Origin of the sequence: Actinomadura latina NBRC 106108 (assembly GCF_001552195.1) — a bacterium.
Lineage (GTDB): Bacteria > Actinomycetota > Actinomycetes > Streptosporangiales > Streptosporangiaceae > Spirillospora > Spirillospora latina.
Genome location: NZ_BCQS01000013.1, coordinates 118,809 through 135,865 on the forward strand (window position 1 = coordinate 118,809; position 17,057 = coordinate 135,865).

The following is a 17,057-nucleotide window of genomic DNA, read 5'->3' on the forward strand; positions in this document are numbered from 1 at the left end:
AAAGGGGCCCGCGGCATGGGCCGATTGGGTGAGCTGGAACCTGTCCCCCGCAAGTCGACCGTCGAGATCGTCTCGGACGAGCTGCGCTCGGCGATCATGTACGGGTCGCTGGAGCCCGGCGCGCAGCTCGGCGAGGCCGACCTCGCCGCGCGCCTCGGCATCAGCCGTGGCCCGCTGCGCGAGGCGATGCAGCGGCTGGTCCAGGAGGGGCTGCTGGTCAGCGAGCCGCACCGCGGGCTCTTCGTGATCACGCTGGACGAGGGGGACGTCGAGGACGTCTACCTCGCCCGGCTCGCGATCGAGCGGGAGGCCTGCAAGCTGATCATGGCGCGGAACCGCGGTGAGGCGGTGGCCCGGCTCACCGAGGCCCTCGAAGCGCTGGTGGAGGCGGCGAAGCAGCGCGACCGGGTCGCGATGAGCGACGCCGACCAGGCGTTCCACGAGGTGCTGGTCAGCTCGTCCGGCAGCCCCCGGCTGGAGCGCATGGCGCACACCCTGCTGGTGGAGACCCGGATGTGCCTGAACGCGCTGCAGGACACCTACCCCGAGCCGTCCGACCTCGTCGAGGAGCACCGCCGGCTCGTCGACGCGATCGGCGACGGCGAGGAGGAGCGGCTGCTCGTGCTCATCGAGGAGCACATGACCGACTCCATCCGCCGGCTCGGCAGCTCCCGGAAGTAAACGAAGGACGCCCCCTGGACATCCGTTCCAGGGGGCACCTAGATTGCAGATTGTCGACAATCTACCGGAGGGACGCATGGCTACGCTCTCACCCCTGCTCAAGCAGGCCACTCCCGTCCTGGCCGAACGCGGCGAGGGCGTGTACCTCTACGACACCGCCGGCCGCCGGCACCTGGACTTCACCGCGGGCATCGGCGTCACCAACACCGGCCACTGCCACCCGCGCGTGGTGGAGGCCGCGCGGAAGCAGATCGGCACGCTCATCCACGGGCAGTACACGACGGTCATGCACGAGCCGCTGCTGCGGCTGGTCGACGCGCTCGGCGAGGTCCTGCCCGGCGGCCTGGACTCGCTGTTCTTCCTCAACAGCGGCAGCGAGGCCGTCGAGGCGTCCATCCGGCTGGCCCGGCACGCCACCGGACGGCAGAACATCGTCGTCTTCCACGGCTCGTTCCACGGCCGGACGATGGGCGCCGCCGCGCTCACCACGGCCGGCACGAAGTTCCGCGCGGGCATCGGCCCGCTGATGCCGGGCGCCGCCATCGCGCCGTTCCCGCAGGCCTACCGGTACGGCTGGTCCGAAGAGGAGGCCACCCGCTTCGCGCTGCGCGAACTGGACTACCTCCTCATCACCGCGAGCCCCGCGTCCGACACGGCCGCCTTCATCGTCGAGCCCGTGCTCGGCGAGGGCGGCTACATCCCGGCGCCGCCGGCGTTCCTGGAGGGGCTCCGGGAGCGCGCCGACCGGCACGGCATCCTGCTGATCATGGACGAGGTGCAGACCGGCTACGGCCGCACGGGCCGGTTCTGGGGCCACGAGCACTCGGCGGCGCGCCCCGACGTCCTGATCACCGCGAAGGGGCTGGCCAGCGGATTCCCGCTGTCGGCGATCGCGGCGCCGACCGCCCTCATGGAGAAGGCGTGGCCCGGCTCCCAGGGCGGCACCTACGGCGGCAACGCGGTGGCGTGCGCCGCCGCGATCGCTACGCTCCAGGTCATCCAGGACGAGGACCTCGTCGGCAACGCCGCCCGCCAGGGCGCACGCCTCAACGACGGCCTCCGCAAGGTCGCCGCCGACCACCCGGAGATCGGCGACGTGCGCGGCCTCGGCCTGATGCAGGCCAGCGAGTTCACCGCACCGGACGGCGAACCCGACCCGGCCGCCGCGCAGCGCGCGCACAAGGCCGCCGCCGAGCACGGCCTCCTGCTGCTGACCTGCGGCGCGCACGGCAACGTCGTCCGGATGATCCCGCCGCTGATCGTGACCGAGCCGCAGATCGACGACGCCCTCGCCCGCTGGTCGCAGTCCGTCACCGACGCGGTCGGCTGACCGCGCCGAAGCGGCACCCGGCGGCGGGGAGGCCGCCGGGCGCCGCCGCACGCGTCAGCCGAGCGGCTTGGCGCAGTCGATGGGCCAGTACGGGCCCCAGATGTCGAGCGAGTTCAGCACGAACTTGATCGCCACCGGGTCGAAGGCCATGCCGACGTGGGCGTTGGTGTCGTCCGCGCACTTGTCCTGCAGCAGGACGTTCTGCGCGTTCGAGCCGTTGAGGAACGCCGAGGTGTAGGGCGTGACGACCTCGTCGTACTTGGTGGCGAGGACGATGTAGGTCGGGCCGGGCACCGTGTCGCCGCCCGCGTTGAGGTTCTTCAGGAAGTCGGAGTCGGTGATCTGCTGGCCCGCCGCCGGCGCGGCCTTCACGACCGCCTGCGTGATGCCGAGCAGGCTGCCGAGCTGGACGAGCCCGGCCAGGCTCGTGCCGTGGTTGGACGGGACGAGCCCGACGAGCTTGTTGACCTTCGCGGCCCCGCCCAGGAACTTCATGTAGTACCGGGGCATCATGCCGCCCTGCGAGTGCCCGACCATGTCGACCTTGGACGCCTTGGTCGAGGCGAGCACCTTGTCGACGAACGCCGACAGTTCCCCGGCCGACGCCGGAATGTCATAGATTCCTTGGATGGGGCCGTCCTCCGGGCCGCCGTAATTGAGGGCGTAGACGCAGTATCCGGCCTTCTTCAGCGCCGGGGAGAGTTTCTGCCAGTTGAACGCCATGTTCTCGAACGTCCCGTGCACGAGCACGACCGGACGGGGATGCCAGAACGACGGCTTGCAATTCCAGTCGTTCGCGCCGTCCGGGCTGGTCTCGGCGTGCGCGGCGGGCGCGACCAGGCCCGTCATGCCGACGGCGGCGGCAGCCGCCGCGGCGGTGACCGCCCAGGTCCGGAGTCGTCTGAAACGCATGTGCATCTCCCTCGTGAGGGCACGCCGGAAAGAGGCCGCGGCCCGCGCGAATTCAGCCGGGCCCGGCCGCTCATCGGCGTGATGATCGGGGGTGGAGTTCCCACAACGTACGGCCGCTTTCCGGCGCGGTCTTGTGGGACGACCGCCGGTTACCCGGGAGAAATTGTCAGCCGACTCACAATCGGATCAGCCCGCATACCGCTCGGCCTGCGGCGATTCGCCGCAGGCCGGGTGGACGGGTGGACGGGTCAGGCCTGCGCCACGGCGCCTTCCTTGAGAAGGGTCTCGGTGTCGTCGAAGCCGAGGTCGTCCAAGATGGCGCGGGTCTGGCCGCCGGGGAGGGCGGGGACGCCGTCGGTCTCGGTGCCGGTGCGGGAGAAGCGGGGCGCCGGGGCGGGCTGGCGGTGGCCGGCGAGGTCGGGGAAGACGTCGCGGGACGTGTTGAACGGGTGTTCGGCCGCCTCGGTCATCGAGAGGACCGGGGCCACGCAGGCGTCGCTGGGGACGAAGATCTCCGTCCACTCGTCGCGTGTCTTCGTCCTGAAGACGGCGGCGAAGCGCTCGCGCAGGGCCGGCCAGCCGGCCCTGTCGTGCTGGTGCGGGAGGTCCTCGCCGTCCAGGCCGGCGAGGCGGAGGAACTCGGCGTAGAACTGGGACTCGATGGCGCCGACCGCCATGTGCTTCCCGTCGGAGGTCTCGTAGACGTCGTACCAGGGGGCGCCGGTGTCGAGCATGTTGACGCCGCGGCGGTCCTCCCAGAGGCCGCCCGCCATGAACGCGTGGATGAAGGTCGACAGGTGGGCGGTGCCGTCCACGATGGCGGCGTCGACGACCTGGCCGCGCCCGCTCGTCTTCGCTTCGAGGAGGGCGGACAGGACGCCGACGATCAGGTACATGCTGCCGCCGGCGAAGTCGCCGAGGAGGTTCATCGGGACCTGCGGCGGGCCGTCCGCGCGGCCGATGGCGTGCAGGGCGCCGGTGACGGCGATGTAGCCGACGTCGTGGCCGGCGGTGTGCGAGAGCGGCCCCTCCTGGCCCCAGCCGGTCATCCGGCCGTAGACGAGCCTCGGGTTGCGGGCGAGGCAGTCGTCCGGGCCGATGCCGAGGCGCTCGGTGACGCCGGGCCGGAACCCTTCGAGCAGGACGTCGGACTTCGCGGCGAGGCGGAGCACGACCTCGCGGCCCCGCTCGCTCTTCAGGTCGATGGCGATCGACCGCTTGCCGCGGTTGGTGAAGTCGGTGCCGCCGGTGGTCTCGCCGTCCCGGACGGCGGAGGCGCGGTCGACGCGGATCACGTCGGCGCCGAGGTCGGCCAGCAGCATCGCGGCGAACGGCCCGGGACCGATCCCGGCCAGCTCGATCACCCGTACTCCGGACAGCGGCCCCTTGCCCATCTGCGACTCCCTGAATCTTGTTCGGTCCCCCAAGTGTGCACCATTCGGGTAAGCGCGCGCTGACTCGGGTTCCGCTCAGCGGGCGGTGAGGGCGACCGGGGTCTTCGGGGTGCCGGTGGCGATGAGCAGGCGCTTGCGCGTCGTCGAGCGGCGGACGCCGTCGGCGTGCGGGACCAGACCGCGGCCGGCGGCGGCCAGGTAGTACCAGCGGTCCGACGGGGCCCGCCACCAGGTGCCGCTGACCGGGCGGTCGGCGTCGCAGGCGCCCGTGGGCCGTGTCTGCGCGCCGAGCAGCGTCGCCTGGCCGGTGCTCCCGCCGGCGGCGTAGCCGAGCCGGGTGCACACCCAGTCGGCGGGCCCGCCGCCGTGCGGCAGCCTCCCGGACCAGAAGTCGAACGCCAGCGCGTCGGACACCGGGCGGGACGGGCTGGGCAGCGCGCAGGCCAGCCGGTTCCAGGTGCTGCGGCCCTCCCGGCCGAGGCGCTCCGGCGGCCGGGCCGGGCGGGGCCGCCAGGCGGGCGAGTGGTAGGTGAGGACGGCTGCGCGCGGGCCGCCGAGGTCGCCGACCGTCCGGGAGCCGAGGTGGAACAGCGGGCCGCGCCCGCAGCCGGTGTCCGCGCGGGCCGGGGCGGTCACGCCGCCGGACGCGGCCAGCCGCTCCCCGGTGAGGGTCTCGGGCCGCGCGTCCCAGGGGGCGAGGAGGTACCGTCCGCCGCCGAGGGCGATCGGGGCGGACGGGCCGGTGCCGGCGGGGACGACGTCCAGCCGGCCGGGCGTGTAGCGGGCCAGCCGGTCGCCGCGCCGCATGACGGCGACGGGCCTGCCGTCGAGGCGGCCCGCGTACAGGAGCTGGGCGGTGCCGCCCTCGGCGCGCCGGCCGCCGGGCGCGCCCGCCCAGGCGCCGGCGGCCCGCCGGACGAACGCCCGGTCGCCGGCGAGGTCGCCGCGCGCGGGCCAGGCGTCCAGGGTGCGGGCGCCGCGCGTCCAGGCGTCCGGGGCCGCGGACACCAGGCGCGGCGCGTGCGCGGACGCCCGCCGGGGGTCGCCGTGCTCGGTCGCGACGAGCGCGCCGACGAGCCCCGCGGTGAGGATGGCGGCGGCCGCGAGCGGCAGCACCGACCGGTTGCGGACGGGGCGCAGCGACTCCGGCTCGAACCGGTGGGAGCCGCGCGGCGCGGGCACCCGGACGGCCTCGGCGGCGCGGATCGCCGACCACGGGTCGCGCACGCCCAGCTCGATCAGCTGGTCGCGGACCCGGTACTGGGGCAGCCCCTCGACGTGCCGGAGCACATAGGCGGCGCGGACGTGCGGCGCGAGCCTGGACAGCGTCGCGGTGAGCGCGGGGTCGGGCAGCCGCGCGGGCAGCGCGCGCAGCCAGGGGCCGAGGCCGATCTGGAGGCGGCGGGAGGGGCGCAGGGCCCGGCGCAGCACGCGGGTGCGCCAGCGGGCGTGCCCGGCGGCGGAGCGGTCCCGGGCGCCGCGCGCGGTGCCGTCCACGATCCGGCGGGCGATCGCCAGCCGGTAGACGCGCTTGCCCCTGCCCGGCAGAACGAAATACGCCATTCGGACAAGGTCCCCATAAGCCGATTTTGTCGGCGGCGTTTCCGTCTCCGGTTGCGTCATGACATCTTCCGTCACGGCGGGCCACTCCCTCTGGGCCGTTCCTTCGTCGCGGAACCCGAGGCTAGGGCGCGGCGGGCGGCCGGCGGCGCGGAATTGGCACAACGATTAATCAACCGGATGGAAATGTCATCTCATTTCCAGACGGGTACGCGGCCCGGCGCGTGTTCGCCGGAGGAGCCGCGCCTGATTCGTCCCCGTACTACGCTGGTGGCCCCCGCCGCGACCCGGACGAGACGAGCGACGAAGAGGGACCCCCGACCCATGACCCCCCACCGATGAGCCCGCGCCCATGAGCGAGGACGTCCCCGGCTACCGGGTGCTGGAGCAGGTCGGCGAGGGCGGCTTCAGCGTCGTCTACCGCGCGCACCAGGAGCGGCTCGACCGGATGGTCGCGCTGAAGGTCCTGTCGGTCGGCGCGGTGGACGCCGCGGCGATGCGCCGCTTCCAGCGCGAATGCAAGATCACCGGGCGCCTCTCCGGGCATCCGAACATCGTGACCGTGCTGGACACCGGCACCACGCGCTTCGGCCGGCCCTACATCGCGATGGAGTACTTCGAGCACGGCGCGCTCACCGACCGGCTCGCGAAGGAGGGGCCGCTGCCGGTGGCGGACGTCCTGCGCATCGGGGTGAAGATGGCGGGCGCGCTCGCCGCCACCCACGAGACCGACGTCCTGCACCGGGACGTGAAGCCGCAGAACGTGCTGCTGTCGCGGTACGGGGAGCCGGCGCTCGCCGACTTCGGCATCGCCCGCCTGGTCGACTCCTTCGACGCCACGCACACCCAGGCGTTCACCCCGCACCACGCGGCGCCCGAGGTGCTGGAGGGCCGGCCGCCCGGCGTCGGCGCCGACATCTACTCGCTCGGCTCCACGCTGTACCAGCTGCTGGCCGGGCAGCCCGCGTTCAAGGGCCCGCCCGGCGAGGGCATCGCGCTGCTGATGCTGCGGATCCTGCACGAGGCGCCGCCGCCGATCCCCCGGCCGGACGTCCCGCCGCAGGTCGCCGACGTCATCGGGCGCGCGATGGCCAAGAGCCCCGAGCAGCGCCACGCGACCGCGGTGGAGTTCGCGCAGGCGCTGCAGCGGACGCAGGCCGGGCTGGGGCTGCCGGTCACGGACGTGGCCCACAGCGCCGCCGCCCTCCGGCCCGGCCCGGCGCCCGGCCTGCCGGGGCCGCCGCTCGTCCCGGAGTGGGCGCCCACCGCGAGCGACACCAACGCGGGCGGCCCGCGCGCGAGCGGCTCCCACGGCAGGACCGGCCCGACCGCCCCGCACACAGGCCCGACCCCGCACACAGACCCGACCGCGCCGCACACGGGCCCGCCCCCGGCCCTCCCCGGCGGGCCGCAGGACGGGCCGCAGGACGGGCCGCGCCGCGGGCTGATCGTCGCGGCCGCCGTCGCGCTGGTGGGCGGCCTGGCGCTAGGCGTCGGGGCCCTCGCGCTGGCCGGCCGGGGAGGCGCGGAGGGCGGGCGGCAGTCCGCGGACCCGTCGCCGTCCCAGACCGTCCCGCAGGCCGGGGCGGGGCAGGAGCCCGTGACGGCCGCGCAGCTCGCGGCGGCGCGCCCGCGCCGGGTCGCCGCCCGGTGGGCCGGCAAGGCGGCCGCACTCGGCTGGACGCTGCCGCCCGCCGCGCGGGAGCTGCCGCTGCTCGTCCAGCGGCAGCCCGCCGGGTCGCAGCCGATCGTGACGGTCCCGGCCGGGTCGCGCTCGGCGACCCTGCCGGGGCTGCGGCCGAAGACCGCCTACTGCTTCAAGGTCGGCGCGGTGCTGCGCCTCAACCAGGGCCGGGCACCGGACGTGGCGTGGTCGGCGCCCGCCTGCCTGCGCGCGGGCAAGGACAAGCCCGCCAAACCGAAGCACCGCTGACCGGCGGCTCTACTTGCACTTCCAGACGGGCGGGCCCGCGACGCTCTTCCAGTCGCCTGGCGTGTTGACCAGGTAGCCGAGGAGGTAGCCGGTCTTTCCCTGCCAGGTGACCTTGGCGTACATGTCACCCGCGAGGTTGGAGTCTCTCGGGTGGGTGTAGTACACGCCCTTCTCCTGGCACAGGACGGTGATCATCTCGCCGTTGTTGTCGTGCATGGTGGCGACGAGCGCGCCGTTCCTGCCGTCGGGCGTGGCCCGGATGTAGGCGTCGGAGTTGCCGTTGCGCTCCACCGGGTACCTGGTCGCGGGGCCGGTCAGCGTGGTGTCGAGGGTCGCGGCCGCACCGGTGCCGGCGTCGTTGGCGGCCGTGAGCGTGAAGGTGTAGCCGCCGTTCGTGTACACGTTGGCGAGTGTCGCGGACGTGCTCGGCCCCGTGATCGCGCCGCTGACCGGGCCGTCGTGGGCGAGCCGGTAGGCGACCGATCCCGCGCCCGCCGGCGGCGTCCACGACACCTTGGCGCCGGACGGCGTCGCCTGCGCCGCGAGGCCGGTGGGCGCGCCCGGTGTCACGCACGGCCGGACGGGGTCGCTCGCCGCCGACGCCTGCTCGCGGGTCCGGCCGCGGGCGTCCCTGTAGCGGACGGCGACGCGGAACCTGTACTCGCGCCCGCACTCACCGCCGCCGACGGTGAACGTGAAGGGGCCCGCGCCCGGCCGGATCGCGGACGGGCTCGCCGTCATGCCGGACGGGACGTCCTTCAGCACGTACCCGAGGACGCCCTCGCCCTGCGAGGGCTGGAAGTCGACCCGCATCGTGCCCGAGCCGGGCGTGACGGAGATGTTGGACGGTGCGCCGGGCGGTCCGCCGGGGGCCGGCGGCTCCAGCGGCCGGGACGGCGGCCGCGCCGTCCGGGGAGGCGGCGGGGCGTCCCCGCCGCCGGGCAGCGGGATGGGCCGCCGGCTCCGGCCGCCCGGCACCCGGTCCTTGTACTTGTCGACGCCCTTCCCCGCGCCCTGCCGGTCGATCACGACGGCGCGCGGGCCGGACGGGTCGTTCGCCCAGAGCATCCCGTCGCGGACGAAGACGTCCAGCCTGGCGGGGCGCCCGGTCACCGGGACCGGCTTCTCGAACCGGTTGCTCGCCGAGTCGTACACGATGAGCGCCCCGGCGGTCTCGTCCGGGATGTAGACCTTCGCGCCGAGCATCTGCGGCGGCCGGTAGCGGTGCTCGGGCATCGCGAGCCGCGTGCTGGAGTACCGGCCGGTGTCGGTGTCGACGGTGACCAGCGACCCGGTGCCCGGTGCCAGCAGCGGGACCGTCTTGCCGTCGGTGGCGGCGGGGGCGAGCACGCCGCCGCGCCCCGCCTGCGTGACGGTCGTCGGCAGGCGCACGGTGAGCTTCGCCCCGGACGGCTTGACGACGGTCGCGGTCGCGGCGGTGGAGTTGGTGACGACCGGGTCGCCGGCCGCCATGGTGAGCGCGAGGCCGTCGCCCGGCTCGCCGACGCGGACGGGCGGCCGGAGGCGGCCGCCGGAGAACGCCGCGACCTCCCCGTTGCGCGCCACCGGCACCCAGAGCGCGCCGCGCGCGTCGATGCCGGCCTGCCCGAGGACCGGCGGCAGCGTCGCCGCCGCGCCGACCGGGGTCAGGCCGACCGGGTCGATCTCCTGGACGGCGCCCTTGACCGAGTCGACCGTGTACGCCCTCCCGGCCCCGGCGAGGACCTGGATGCCCTTGCCGAGCGGGCGGCTCGTCCCGATGTCCAGCTGGGACGGGTCGAGCCGGCTGACGACGCCGGTGTCCAGGTCGATGATCAGCACGGTGCCGCCGTCCTGGACGACCTTGATGTTGTGGCCGCGCATCTGCGGGATCACGCCGGTCCTGCCGTCGACCTTGCCGGCCGGCCCGTTGACGTGCACGACGAGGCCCTTGCCGGCGGCGGTCAGCCAGGCGCCGACGTCGGCGAGCCGGTACTTGGCGCTCGCGACGCCCACCCCGTAGACGGCGGCGGCGATCACTAGCACGCCGACGAGCCCGACCGCGACCTGCCCCGTCAACCGGTCACGTCGGAACAAAGACCCCAGAAACGCCAGACGCACGCGCGTTCACCTGCCCCGTTTCGCACCGGAAACCGTAGTGGCTCCCGCCGCAGGCTCGCCCGGGTTTCCCGGATAGATCACTTTTCGCTTATTGCGGCGACATAGGTGGAGACGGTGATGTTGCGGCCCGAGACGACCACCACGGGGCGTCCGGTGATCTCGACCTGACCCGCGAGGACGGCCGCGACGCCCGCGGCGCCCGCGCCCTCGGCGACGAGGCCGTGCTCCCGGAAGAGCCACCGCAGCGCCGTCCGGATCCGGTCATCGGTCACCGAGGTCAGCTCGGCGGTGTCCCCGATCACCGCGGGGGTCACGCAGCCGGGTTCCAGGTTGCCGGGCAGGCCGTCGGCGAACGTCTCGCCGACGTCGACCCCGACGACCCGCCCGGCCGCCACCGAGGCCGACACGCCGCGCGACACCGCCGACTCGACGCCGACGACCCGCACGTCCCCGCGTTCGCGCGCCCAGAGGCAGAGACCGGCGAGCAGCCCGCCGCCGCCGACCGGCGCGATCACGGTGAGCGGGCCGTCCGCCTGCCGGTCGAGCTCGCGGCCGATGGTGCCCTGCCCGGCGATGACGGCCGGGTCGTTGTAGGGCGAGACGTAATGGCCCGGGAGGGTCATCGCGTGCGCCTCGGCCTCGTCGTAGGTCAGGCCGTGCCGGACGAGCCGCACCGGGTACGCGCCGATCTTGTCGACCTTGACCTGGGACGCCCGCGTCGACACGACCACGGTCACGTCCGCGCCGGACTTCGCGGCGGCGTACCCCATGCCGAGCCCGTGGTTGCCCGCGCTCGCCGTGACGGCCGGCACGCCGTCCGGCAGCGCCGCGACGGCCGCGAGCGCGCCGCGCACCTTGAACGCGCCGGTCGGCTGGCACGTCTCCAGCTTCAGCAGCGCGCCGGGCGCCAGCCCGGACGGGACGAGCGGCGTGGGGCCGAGCTCGGCGGACACGGCCCGCCAGGCGCGCTCCAGGTCGTCCGGGCCGGGCGCGCGGACGGCCCGCACCGTCACGGCCGCTCTCCGGGCGCGTCGCCGAGCCGCTCGTGCAGGCGGTCCCGTATCTCGTCGGGCGTGTAGGCGCGGCGGCGCCGCTCGGAGCGCACGATCACGGCACCGGTCGCGGCCACGCCGACGAACCCGGCGATGCCCAGGATCTTCCACGGGCCCGGCGTCTTCCACCGGCCGCGGGTCTTCAGCCATCGCATGCGGCTACCGTAGCGATCATGCCGGGTACGAGCATCTCCCTCGACGAGGCCGCCGAGCTGACCCGCACCGGGGACGTGTGGCTGTTCCGCGGCCGGACGGTCGCCGACCGCGCGATCCAGATGACGACGAACAGCCCCGTCAACCACGTCGGCATGGCGGTGGTCCTCGACGACCTGCCGCCGCTGATGTGGCATGCCGAGCTGGGCCGCTCGCTGCGCGACATGTGGACGGGCGGGCACCACCGCGGCGCGCAACTGCACGACCTGCGCGACGCCGTCCTCGCCTGGGGCAACCGGTACGGGCAGCGGGCATGGCTGCGGCAGCTCGATCCGCCGCCCTCCCCCGCGATGGAGGACGCGGCGCTGCGCACGGTGGCCCGGCTGGACGGCACCCCGTTCCCGTCCACGTCGAAGCTGGCGACGCGGTGGCTGCGGGGCAGGGTGCCCATCCGGCGTCCGGCCGAGCGGGCCATGGATCTGGAGACGGCGTTCTGCGCGGAGATCGTCGCGGTGACGTACCAGGCGATGGGGCTGCTGCCGAAGGGCCGCCGCCCGAACTGGTTCGACCCCGGCCGGTTCTGGAGCGGCGACGACCTGGAGCTGGAGACGGGCGCCGTGCTGGGCGGCGAGATCTCGGTCAGCGTGCCGGTGCCTTGACGGCCGGTGCCTTGACGGCCGGTGCCTTGACCGCCGGTGCCTTGACCGCCGGTGTCCTGACCGCGCGGCGTCTCAGGGATCTCGGATGGAGGCGGCGGCGGAGCCGGCGGAGGCGGCCGGCCTCGGCGGTGACGAGCCGTCCCAGCTCGTCGGCGTGGTGCCAGGCCCGGTCGGCGTCGCGCGGGTCCGGGCGGGACGCGGCGAAGCGGCTGCGGTTGACCAGGTCGGCGAGCGGATCCAGGTGGCCGCGGGCGGCGTCGCCGATGCGGGACGCGCCGAAATGCGCGACCTCGTGCGCGGTCAGCGTCCGGGCCGTGGACAGGCCGACGTCCGCGAGGTGGTCGAGCGCCTGGTGCCAGGCTCCGGTGATGCGGGCGGCGGGCGTGCCCGTCCGGCGCCGTCGTCGGCGCAAGGCGGGGGCGAGGAGAACGGCGCACAGGTAGCCGACGACGAGCGCGCCCAGGCCGATTGAGGTGAACACCCACCACGGCGTGGGCGAACCGTCGGCGGGGGCCGGTTTCCGCGCCTCCTGCCGCGTCGTCTTGGCCGGTCCCTGGTCGCGCTGCTGGGAGGCTGCGCTCTTCTGCGCCTGCTCCAGCTTCTGCTCGGTCTCCCCTGCGGCGACGCCCTGGTTGTTCTTGGACGGGCGTGCGCTGTCCGGGAGCGGGTTGAAGCGGATCCAGCCGAGGCGGTCGAACTTGATCTCGGGCCACACCATCACGTCCCCGGAACGGACCTGGACGGTGCCGCCCACGCGCTGCCCGCCCTCGAACCCCACGACGACGCGGGACGGGAGCCCGAGCGTCCGGGCGAGCAGGGCGTAGGCGGTGGCGAAGTGCTCGGGCGTGCCGCGCCTGCCCTGGCCGAGGAAGTAGTCGATCTGCCGGTAGCCGTGCCCGGGCGGCGCGGTCACGTCGTACTTGGCGTAGACCTTGAGGTAGTCGGCGAGCATCGCGGCCTTCTGGAGGGGCGTCCGCGCGCCCGGGGTCGCCGCCTGCGCGAACCGGCGGAACTCCGCGACCTGCACGGGCGGTCTCGTCGCGCCCGGCCCCCACGGGAGCCGCCGCGCGGCCTTCGCCTCGGCGTCGGTGGCGACGCCCGCGCCGGCCAGGTCGTCCGCCGTCCACTCGGGCACGGCGGAGTCGACGCGGTAGGTCTGGCCCGCGCGGAGGGGCCGCGCGGCGGCGAGGGCGCCGCTGCCGGGATCGACGAGGACGGGGAGCCCGTCCACCTGCCGGGGCCGGTCGGGCGCCGGGACCCACACGCCGGTCAGCTCGCGGATCGTCACGCGCTGGGCGATCTCATGGCTCCGGTCCGGCTTCGGCCCCTCGGGCACGCGGCTCCCAGTCGGCACGAACCGGGCGGTGGACGACCAGGTCACGCCGTCGAACTCGGCCAGGACGGCGAGCCGCTCGGCCGCGGTCCCGCCCGGGCCCACGGTGAACATGACCTGGCCGGGGCTCAGCAGCCAGCCTCCGACGCGGTCGAGCGGGCTGACCCCGTCGCGCTGCTGCGGCGCCGGCGCCCGCACCTGCTCGCGCGGGTCGTAGGGCGCGGCGCTGACGGGCACGAAGGGGCCCGCGGCGAACGCCAGCGCCCCGAGGACGGCGGCGGCCGGCACCCCCGCCGCGAGCGGTCTCCAGGCGACCCCCGCGTCGGGGCCGTCGGCGCGGACGAGGACGAGCACGGCGATGAGCACGGCCGTCGCCGCGGCGAGCGGCATGTTCGATCCGGGGCCGTCCACGCCGAGCAGCAGCGCCACCGCCCACACGCCGAGCGCCGGGACGGCCGGGGCCGCGCGCAGCGGCGTCCGGAGGGCGAGTTCGGCGGACGCGAACGCCGCGAGCCACACCACCACGCTGACCAGGACGAGGAACTCCGGCTCGGCGGGCGCGGGCAGCAGCGTGGTCAGGATCGCCTTCCACGAGCTGAGCACGCCCTCACGCAGCGTCTGCGGCAGCGTCCCGGCGCCGAGGGCGGGGCGGAGGACGGTGACCGACACCGTCCCGGCCCAGGCGAGCACGGTCAGCACGAGCGAGATCCACAGCGGCCACGGCCCCTTCCTGCGCGGGCCCGACAGCAGCCCGGCCACCGCCGTCGGGACGGCCGCCGCGACGGCGGCGACCGGGATGACGGGCCCGAGCCCGAAGACGCGCTGGAAGGACAGGCCGGCGACGGCGGCCAGGCAGGCCGTCACGGCGAGCGAGGCGTACCGGGTCATCGAGCCCGCCGCCACGACTCCGCCAGCCCGTCCAGGTCTCCGACGTCGATCACCTGGACGCCGGGCGGCGCGGACGCCGCCCCGGCCGGCCTGACGCGCAGCACCACCACCCGGTCGAACCGGGCCCGCACGGACGTGATCGGCCCCATCTCGGCATCGCCGGTCGTGACGACGACGAGGGAGCCGCCCGCGCGCACGCTCCGCACCGCGTCCACGGCCGGCCGCCGTCCCTCGTCCGTCCCGACCGAGGTGAGCGCGTCGAGCAGGGTCTCCAGGTCGCCGGGGCCGCCGCGGGTGGCGGCCAGCGGGCCGCCGCCGGTGAGCAACCGGACCGGGAAGCCGGCCGACGCCGCCCCGGCGGCCACGGACGCCGCCGCGTCCACGGCCAGCTCGAAGGCGCCGGGTTCCGGCCACGCCGCCGCCCGCGCCTCCAGCACGACGGTCGTCGTCGGGAGGCTCGCGTCCACGAGGCGGCGGACCATCAGCGTCCCGGTGCGGGCCGACGACTTCCAGTGGATGTGGCGCAGCTCGTCCCCGATCACGTACTCGCGGAGCGCGTGGAACGTCGCCGTCCCCGCCGGCGACCGGTCGCTCGTCGGCCCCTCCAGGTGGTGGGCGCGGCCGGACGGCAGCACCGGCAGCCGCACCGTCCGCGGCCGGACGAGCAGCACCCGCGGCTCGCCGTACTCCCGGACCCGGCGGGCCAGCCGCAGCGGATCGGCCCGCACGAGCCGCAGCGGGCCCACCGGGATCTCCCCGCGCCGCCCGGTCGGCAGCGTGTACGTCACGGTGCGCCTGCCTCCCGGGCGCAGGCGCGGGATGGCGACCGCCACGTCCGCGGACCCGGCCGCGTCCCGCGCGCTGAGCCCCCGGACCGCGCGCCCCCGGTTGGCCACGTGCAGGACGCCGACGGCCGGTTCCCCGCGCTCGACCTTCGCCGGCGCGATCTCCCGGCCGACGTCCAGCCGCGGCTTCGGCAGCGTCCACAGCAGCGCGCCCGCGACCGCCGCGAGCCCGGCCACCGCGAGCGCCGCGGGCTCCGGGTAGCCGAGCCACCAGCCGGCCGCGTAGAGCGGCACCGAGACGGCGGCCGTCCCCCATCCGAGCGGCGTCAGCACGTCACGCCCGCCGCTCAGACACCGGCGGCCTGCGGGGTCGGCACGTTCCGCAGGACGTCGCCGACCACGTCGGCGCCGGTCCGTCCGCGCAGCTCGGCCTCCGGCGTCACGAGCAGCCGGTGCGCGATCACCGGCACGGCGAGCGCCTTCACGTCCTCGGGGACGAGGTAGGAGCGCCCGGCCGCCGCGGCCCGCACCCGCGCCGCGCGCAGCAGCGCGATCCCGGCCCGGGGGCTCGCGCCGAGCCGCAGCTCGGGATGCTCGCGGGTGGCCGCGACGACCCGCACCAGGTAGTCGTGCAGCGGCCCCGCGACGTGCAGCCGCTGCGCGAACTCGATCGCGCGGGCGAGGTCCTCCCCGCCGAGCACCGGCGGCAGCCGGTCGAGCGCCGCGCCGGTCGGCCCGCCCGCGAGCAGCGCCACCTCGGCCTGGTGGTCGGGATAGCCCATCGAGATCCGCATGAGGAACCGGTCGAGCTGCGCCTCCGGCAGCGGATACGTGCCGTCCATGTCCACCGGGTTCTGGGTGGCGATCACCATGAACGGGCGCGGCACCGGGTGCGGGACGCCCTCCACCGTCACCCGGCGCTCCTCCATGACCTCCAGCAGCGCCGACTGCGTCTTCGGCGAGCCCCGGTTGATCTCGTCGGCGACCGCGAGATTGGCGAAGATCGGGCCGGGATGGAACTCGAACGCGTTCGTCCCCTGGTTGAAGATCGAGACGCCGGTGATGTCGCTCGGCAGCAGGTCGGGGGTGAACTGGATCCGCGTCCACTTCGCCTCCACGGACGCCGCCATCGCCCGCGCCAGCGTGGTCTTCCCCACGCCGGGGACGTCCTCGACGAGCAGGTGCCCCTCCGCGAGCAGGCAGATCAGCGCCAGCTCGATCCTGTCCCGCTTGCCGCGCACGATCCGCTCGACGTTCTCCGCCAGTGCCGCGAACAGCCGCGCGAACCGCCCGGCGAGCGCCTCCGCGTCCATCGCCGCGTTCTCGGTCATCCGCCCGGACCCCCGTCCACCTGCCGACGCGAAGGCACACTAACGGCAAAACGGGTGGGAGACTGCAAGATCCCCGAACATCGCCCGGATCCAGGACGAACCGAACGCGAACGTTATCCCCGGCGTCCTACTGTTGGGCATCGCGACGACGACTCCGAGGTGGACGTGGAAGACGTAAGCATCGCCGACATGTGGAACCGCTTGACGGGTTCGCAGCCGGACCCGCCGCTCTGGCTGGTCGGCCTCGTCGGTCTCATCGCGCTCGGCTCGGTGCTGCACGGCCCCACCTGGCGGATCGCCCGCAACACCGTCACGATCGCGCACGAGGGCGGGCACGCGCTGATCGCGCTGCTGACCGGCCGCAAGCTGGACGGCATCAAACTGCACTCCGACACGTCCGGGGTGACGGTGTCGCGCGGCAAGCCGCACGGCCCCGGCATGATCTTCACGGCGCTGGCCGGGTACATCACGCCGCCGCTGCTCGGCCTGCTCTTCGCGCTGCTCCTCGCCGCGGGCCGCATCACGCTGATGCTGTGGTTCTCCCTCGCGCTGCTCGCGGCGATGCTCGTGATGATCCGCAACGCCTACGGCGCGCTCTCGGTGATCGCCACCGGCGCGATCATCTTCGCGGTGTCCTGGCTGGGCAGCGCCGTCGTCCAGGCCGGGTTCGCCTACCTCGCCGCCTGGTTCCTGCTGCTCGCCGCGACCCGCCCGGTGATCGAGCTGCAGCGGATGCGCACCCGGCACATGGCGCCGAGCTCCGACGCCGACCAGCTCGCCCACCTCACCGGCGTCCCCGGCCTCGCCTGGGTCGGCCTGTTCGCCGCCACGGCCCTGCTGGCCCTCCTCGCCGGCGGCGCCCTTCTCGTCCCCGACTTCTCCGTCCCCGCCCTCCCCACCCCGCCGGGCTTCTGACCGGGTGCTCGCAATGTCGTAGGGCGCCGAT

14 protein-coding genes are annotated in these 17,057 nt (G+C 75.0%); 5 read left to right on the forward strand and 9 right to left on the reverse strand.

The features are described from left to right. Positions 1-15: 15 nt before the first annotated feature. Together AL2_RS19880 and AL2_RS19885 are read left to right on the forward strand one after the other, a co-directional pair. Positions 16-681 carry a GntR family transcriptional regulator gene (locus AL2_RS19880; RefSeq protein WP_067635543.1) on the forward strand — a complete coding sequence of 222 codons (666 nt, stop codon included), beginning with the start codon at positions 16-18 and terminating at the stop codon, positions 679-681. A 76-nt stretch (positions 682-757) separates the two neighbouring features. Beyond that, entirely contained in the window at positions 758-2,011 is a 1,254-nt protein-coding gene (locus AL2_RS19885) for an aspartate aminotransferase family protein (RefSeq protein WP_067635545.1), read from the forward strand. Positions 2,012-2,065: 54 nt separating this feature from the next. On the opposite strand, the gene AL2_RS19890 is transcribed toward AL2_RS19885, so the two are convergent. The 3 genes from AL2_RS19890 to AL2_RS19900 form a co-directional block, all read right to left on the reverse strand. Further along, positions 2,066-2,923 (reverse strand): alpha/beta fold hydrolase, encoded by an 858-nt coding sequence (locus AL2_RS19890; RefSeq protein WP_067635547.1) that lies wholly within the window; start codon positions 2,921-2,923, stop codon positions 2,066-2,068. Between the two features lie 248 nt (positions 2,924-3,171). Further along, a complete protein-coding gene (locus tag AL2_RS19895; protein WP_067635549.1) occupies positions 3,172-4,317 on the reverse strand; it encodes a CaiB/BaiF CoA transferase family protein in 1,146 nt (381 codons plus the stop codon). A gap of 75 nt (positions 4,318-4,392) precedes the next feature. Next, positions 4,393-5,880: a hypothetical protein gene (locus tag AL2_RS19900; RefSeq protein WP_067635551.1), complete on the reverse strand. Its 1,488-nt coding sequence runs from the start codon at positions 5,878-5,880 to the stop codon at positions 4,393-4,395. 349 nt (positions 5,881-6,229) lie between these two features. Here AL2_RS19900 and AL2_RS19905 point away from each other — a divergent pair, with 349 nt between their 5' ends. Then, a complete protein-coding gene (locus AL2_RS19905; RefSeq protein ID WP_067635553.1) occupies positions 6,230-7,810 on the forward strand; it encodes a serine/threonine-protein kinase in 1,581 nt (526 codons plus the stop codon). Positions 7,811-7,819: 9 nt separating this feature from the next. On the opposite strand, the gene AL2_RS19910 is transcribed toward AL2_RS19905, so the two are convergent. From AL2_RS19910 to AL2_RS38600, 3 genes are all read right to left on the reverse strand, one after another. Continuing rightward, the gene (locus tag AL2_RS19910) at positions 7,820-9,868 is read right to left on the reverse strand and encodes a fibronectin type III domain-containing protein (RefSeq protein WP_067635555.1); all 2,049 of its coding nucleotides are present in this window, start codon (positions 9,866-9,868) and stop codon (positions 7,820-7,822) included. Positions 9,869-9,987: 119 nt separating this feature from the next. After that, on the reverse strand, positions 9,988-10,923 hold the full coding sequence (locus AL2_RS36520; RefSeq protein WP_210748409.1) for a threonine ammonia-lyase: 936 nt from the start codon (positions 10,921-10,923) through the stop codon (positions 9,988-9,990). Further along, complete coding sequence (locus AL2_RS38600; protein ID WP_067635557.1) at positions 10,920-11,117, reverse strand: hypothetical protein; 198 nt, start codon at positions 11,115-11,117, stop codon at positions 10,920-10,922. The genes AL2_RS36520 and AL2_RS38600 overlap by 4 nt, the downstream gene beginning before the upstream one ends. An 18-nt stretch (positions 11,118-11,135) precedes the next feature. On the opposite strand from AL2_RS38600, the gene AL2_RS19925 reads away from it, so the two are divergent. Beyond that, positions 11,136-11,774 (forward strand): hypothetical protein, encoded by a 639-nt coding sequence (locus tag AL2_RS19925; protein ID WP_067635560.1) that lies wholly within the window; start codon positions 11,136-11,138, stop codon positions 11,772-11,774. Here AL2_RS19925 and AL2_RS19930 read toward each other — a convergent pair. The 3 genes from AL2_RS19930 to AL2_RS19940 are packed head-to-tail and all read right to left on the reverse strand — an operon-like array spanning position 11,755 to position 16,111. Beyond that, positions 11,755-13,995: a transglutaminase TgpA family protein gene (locus AL2_RS19930; protein ID WP_157438257.1), complete on the reverse strand. Its 2,241-nt coding sequence runs from the start codon at positions 13,993-13,995 to the stop codon at positions 11,755-11,757. The genes AL2_RS19925 and AL2_RS19930 overlap by 20 nt on opposite strands. After that, the gene (locus AL2_RS19935) at positions 13,992-15,113 is read right to left on the reverse strand and encodes a DUF58 domain-containing protein (RefSeq protein WP_067635564.1); all 1,122 of its coding nucleotides are present in this window, start codon (positions 15,111-15,113) and stop codon (positions 13,992-13,994) included. The genes AL2_RS19930 and AL2_RS19935 overlap by 4 nt, the downstream gene beginning before the upstream one ends. 14 nt (positions 15,114-15,127) lie before the next feature. Then, positions 15,128-16,111, reverse strand: a complete 984-nt coding sequence (locus tag AL2_RS19940; protein ID WP_245666752.1) for an AAA family ATPase — start codon at positions 16,109-16,111, stop codon at positions 15,128-15,130. Between the two features lie 189 nt (positions 16,112-16,300). Here AL2_RS19940 and AL2_RS19945 point away from each other — a divergent pair, with 189 nt between their 5' ends. After that, complete coding sequence (locus AL2_RS19945) at positions 16,301-17,026, forward strand: M50 family metallopeptidase (protein WP_157438268.1); 726 nt, start codon at positions 16,301-16,303, stop codon at positions 17,024-17,026. Positions 17,027-17,057 lie beyond the last annotated feature (31 nt).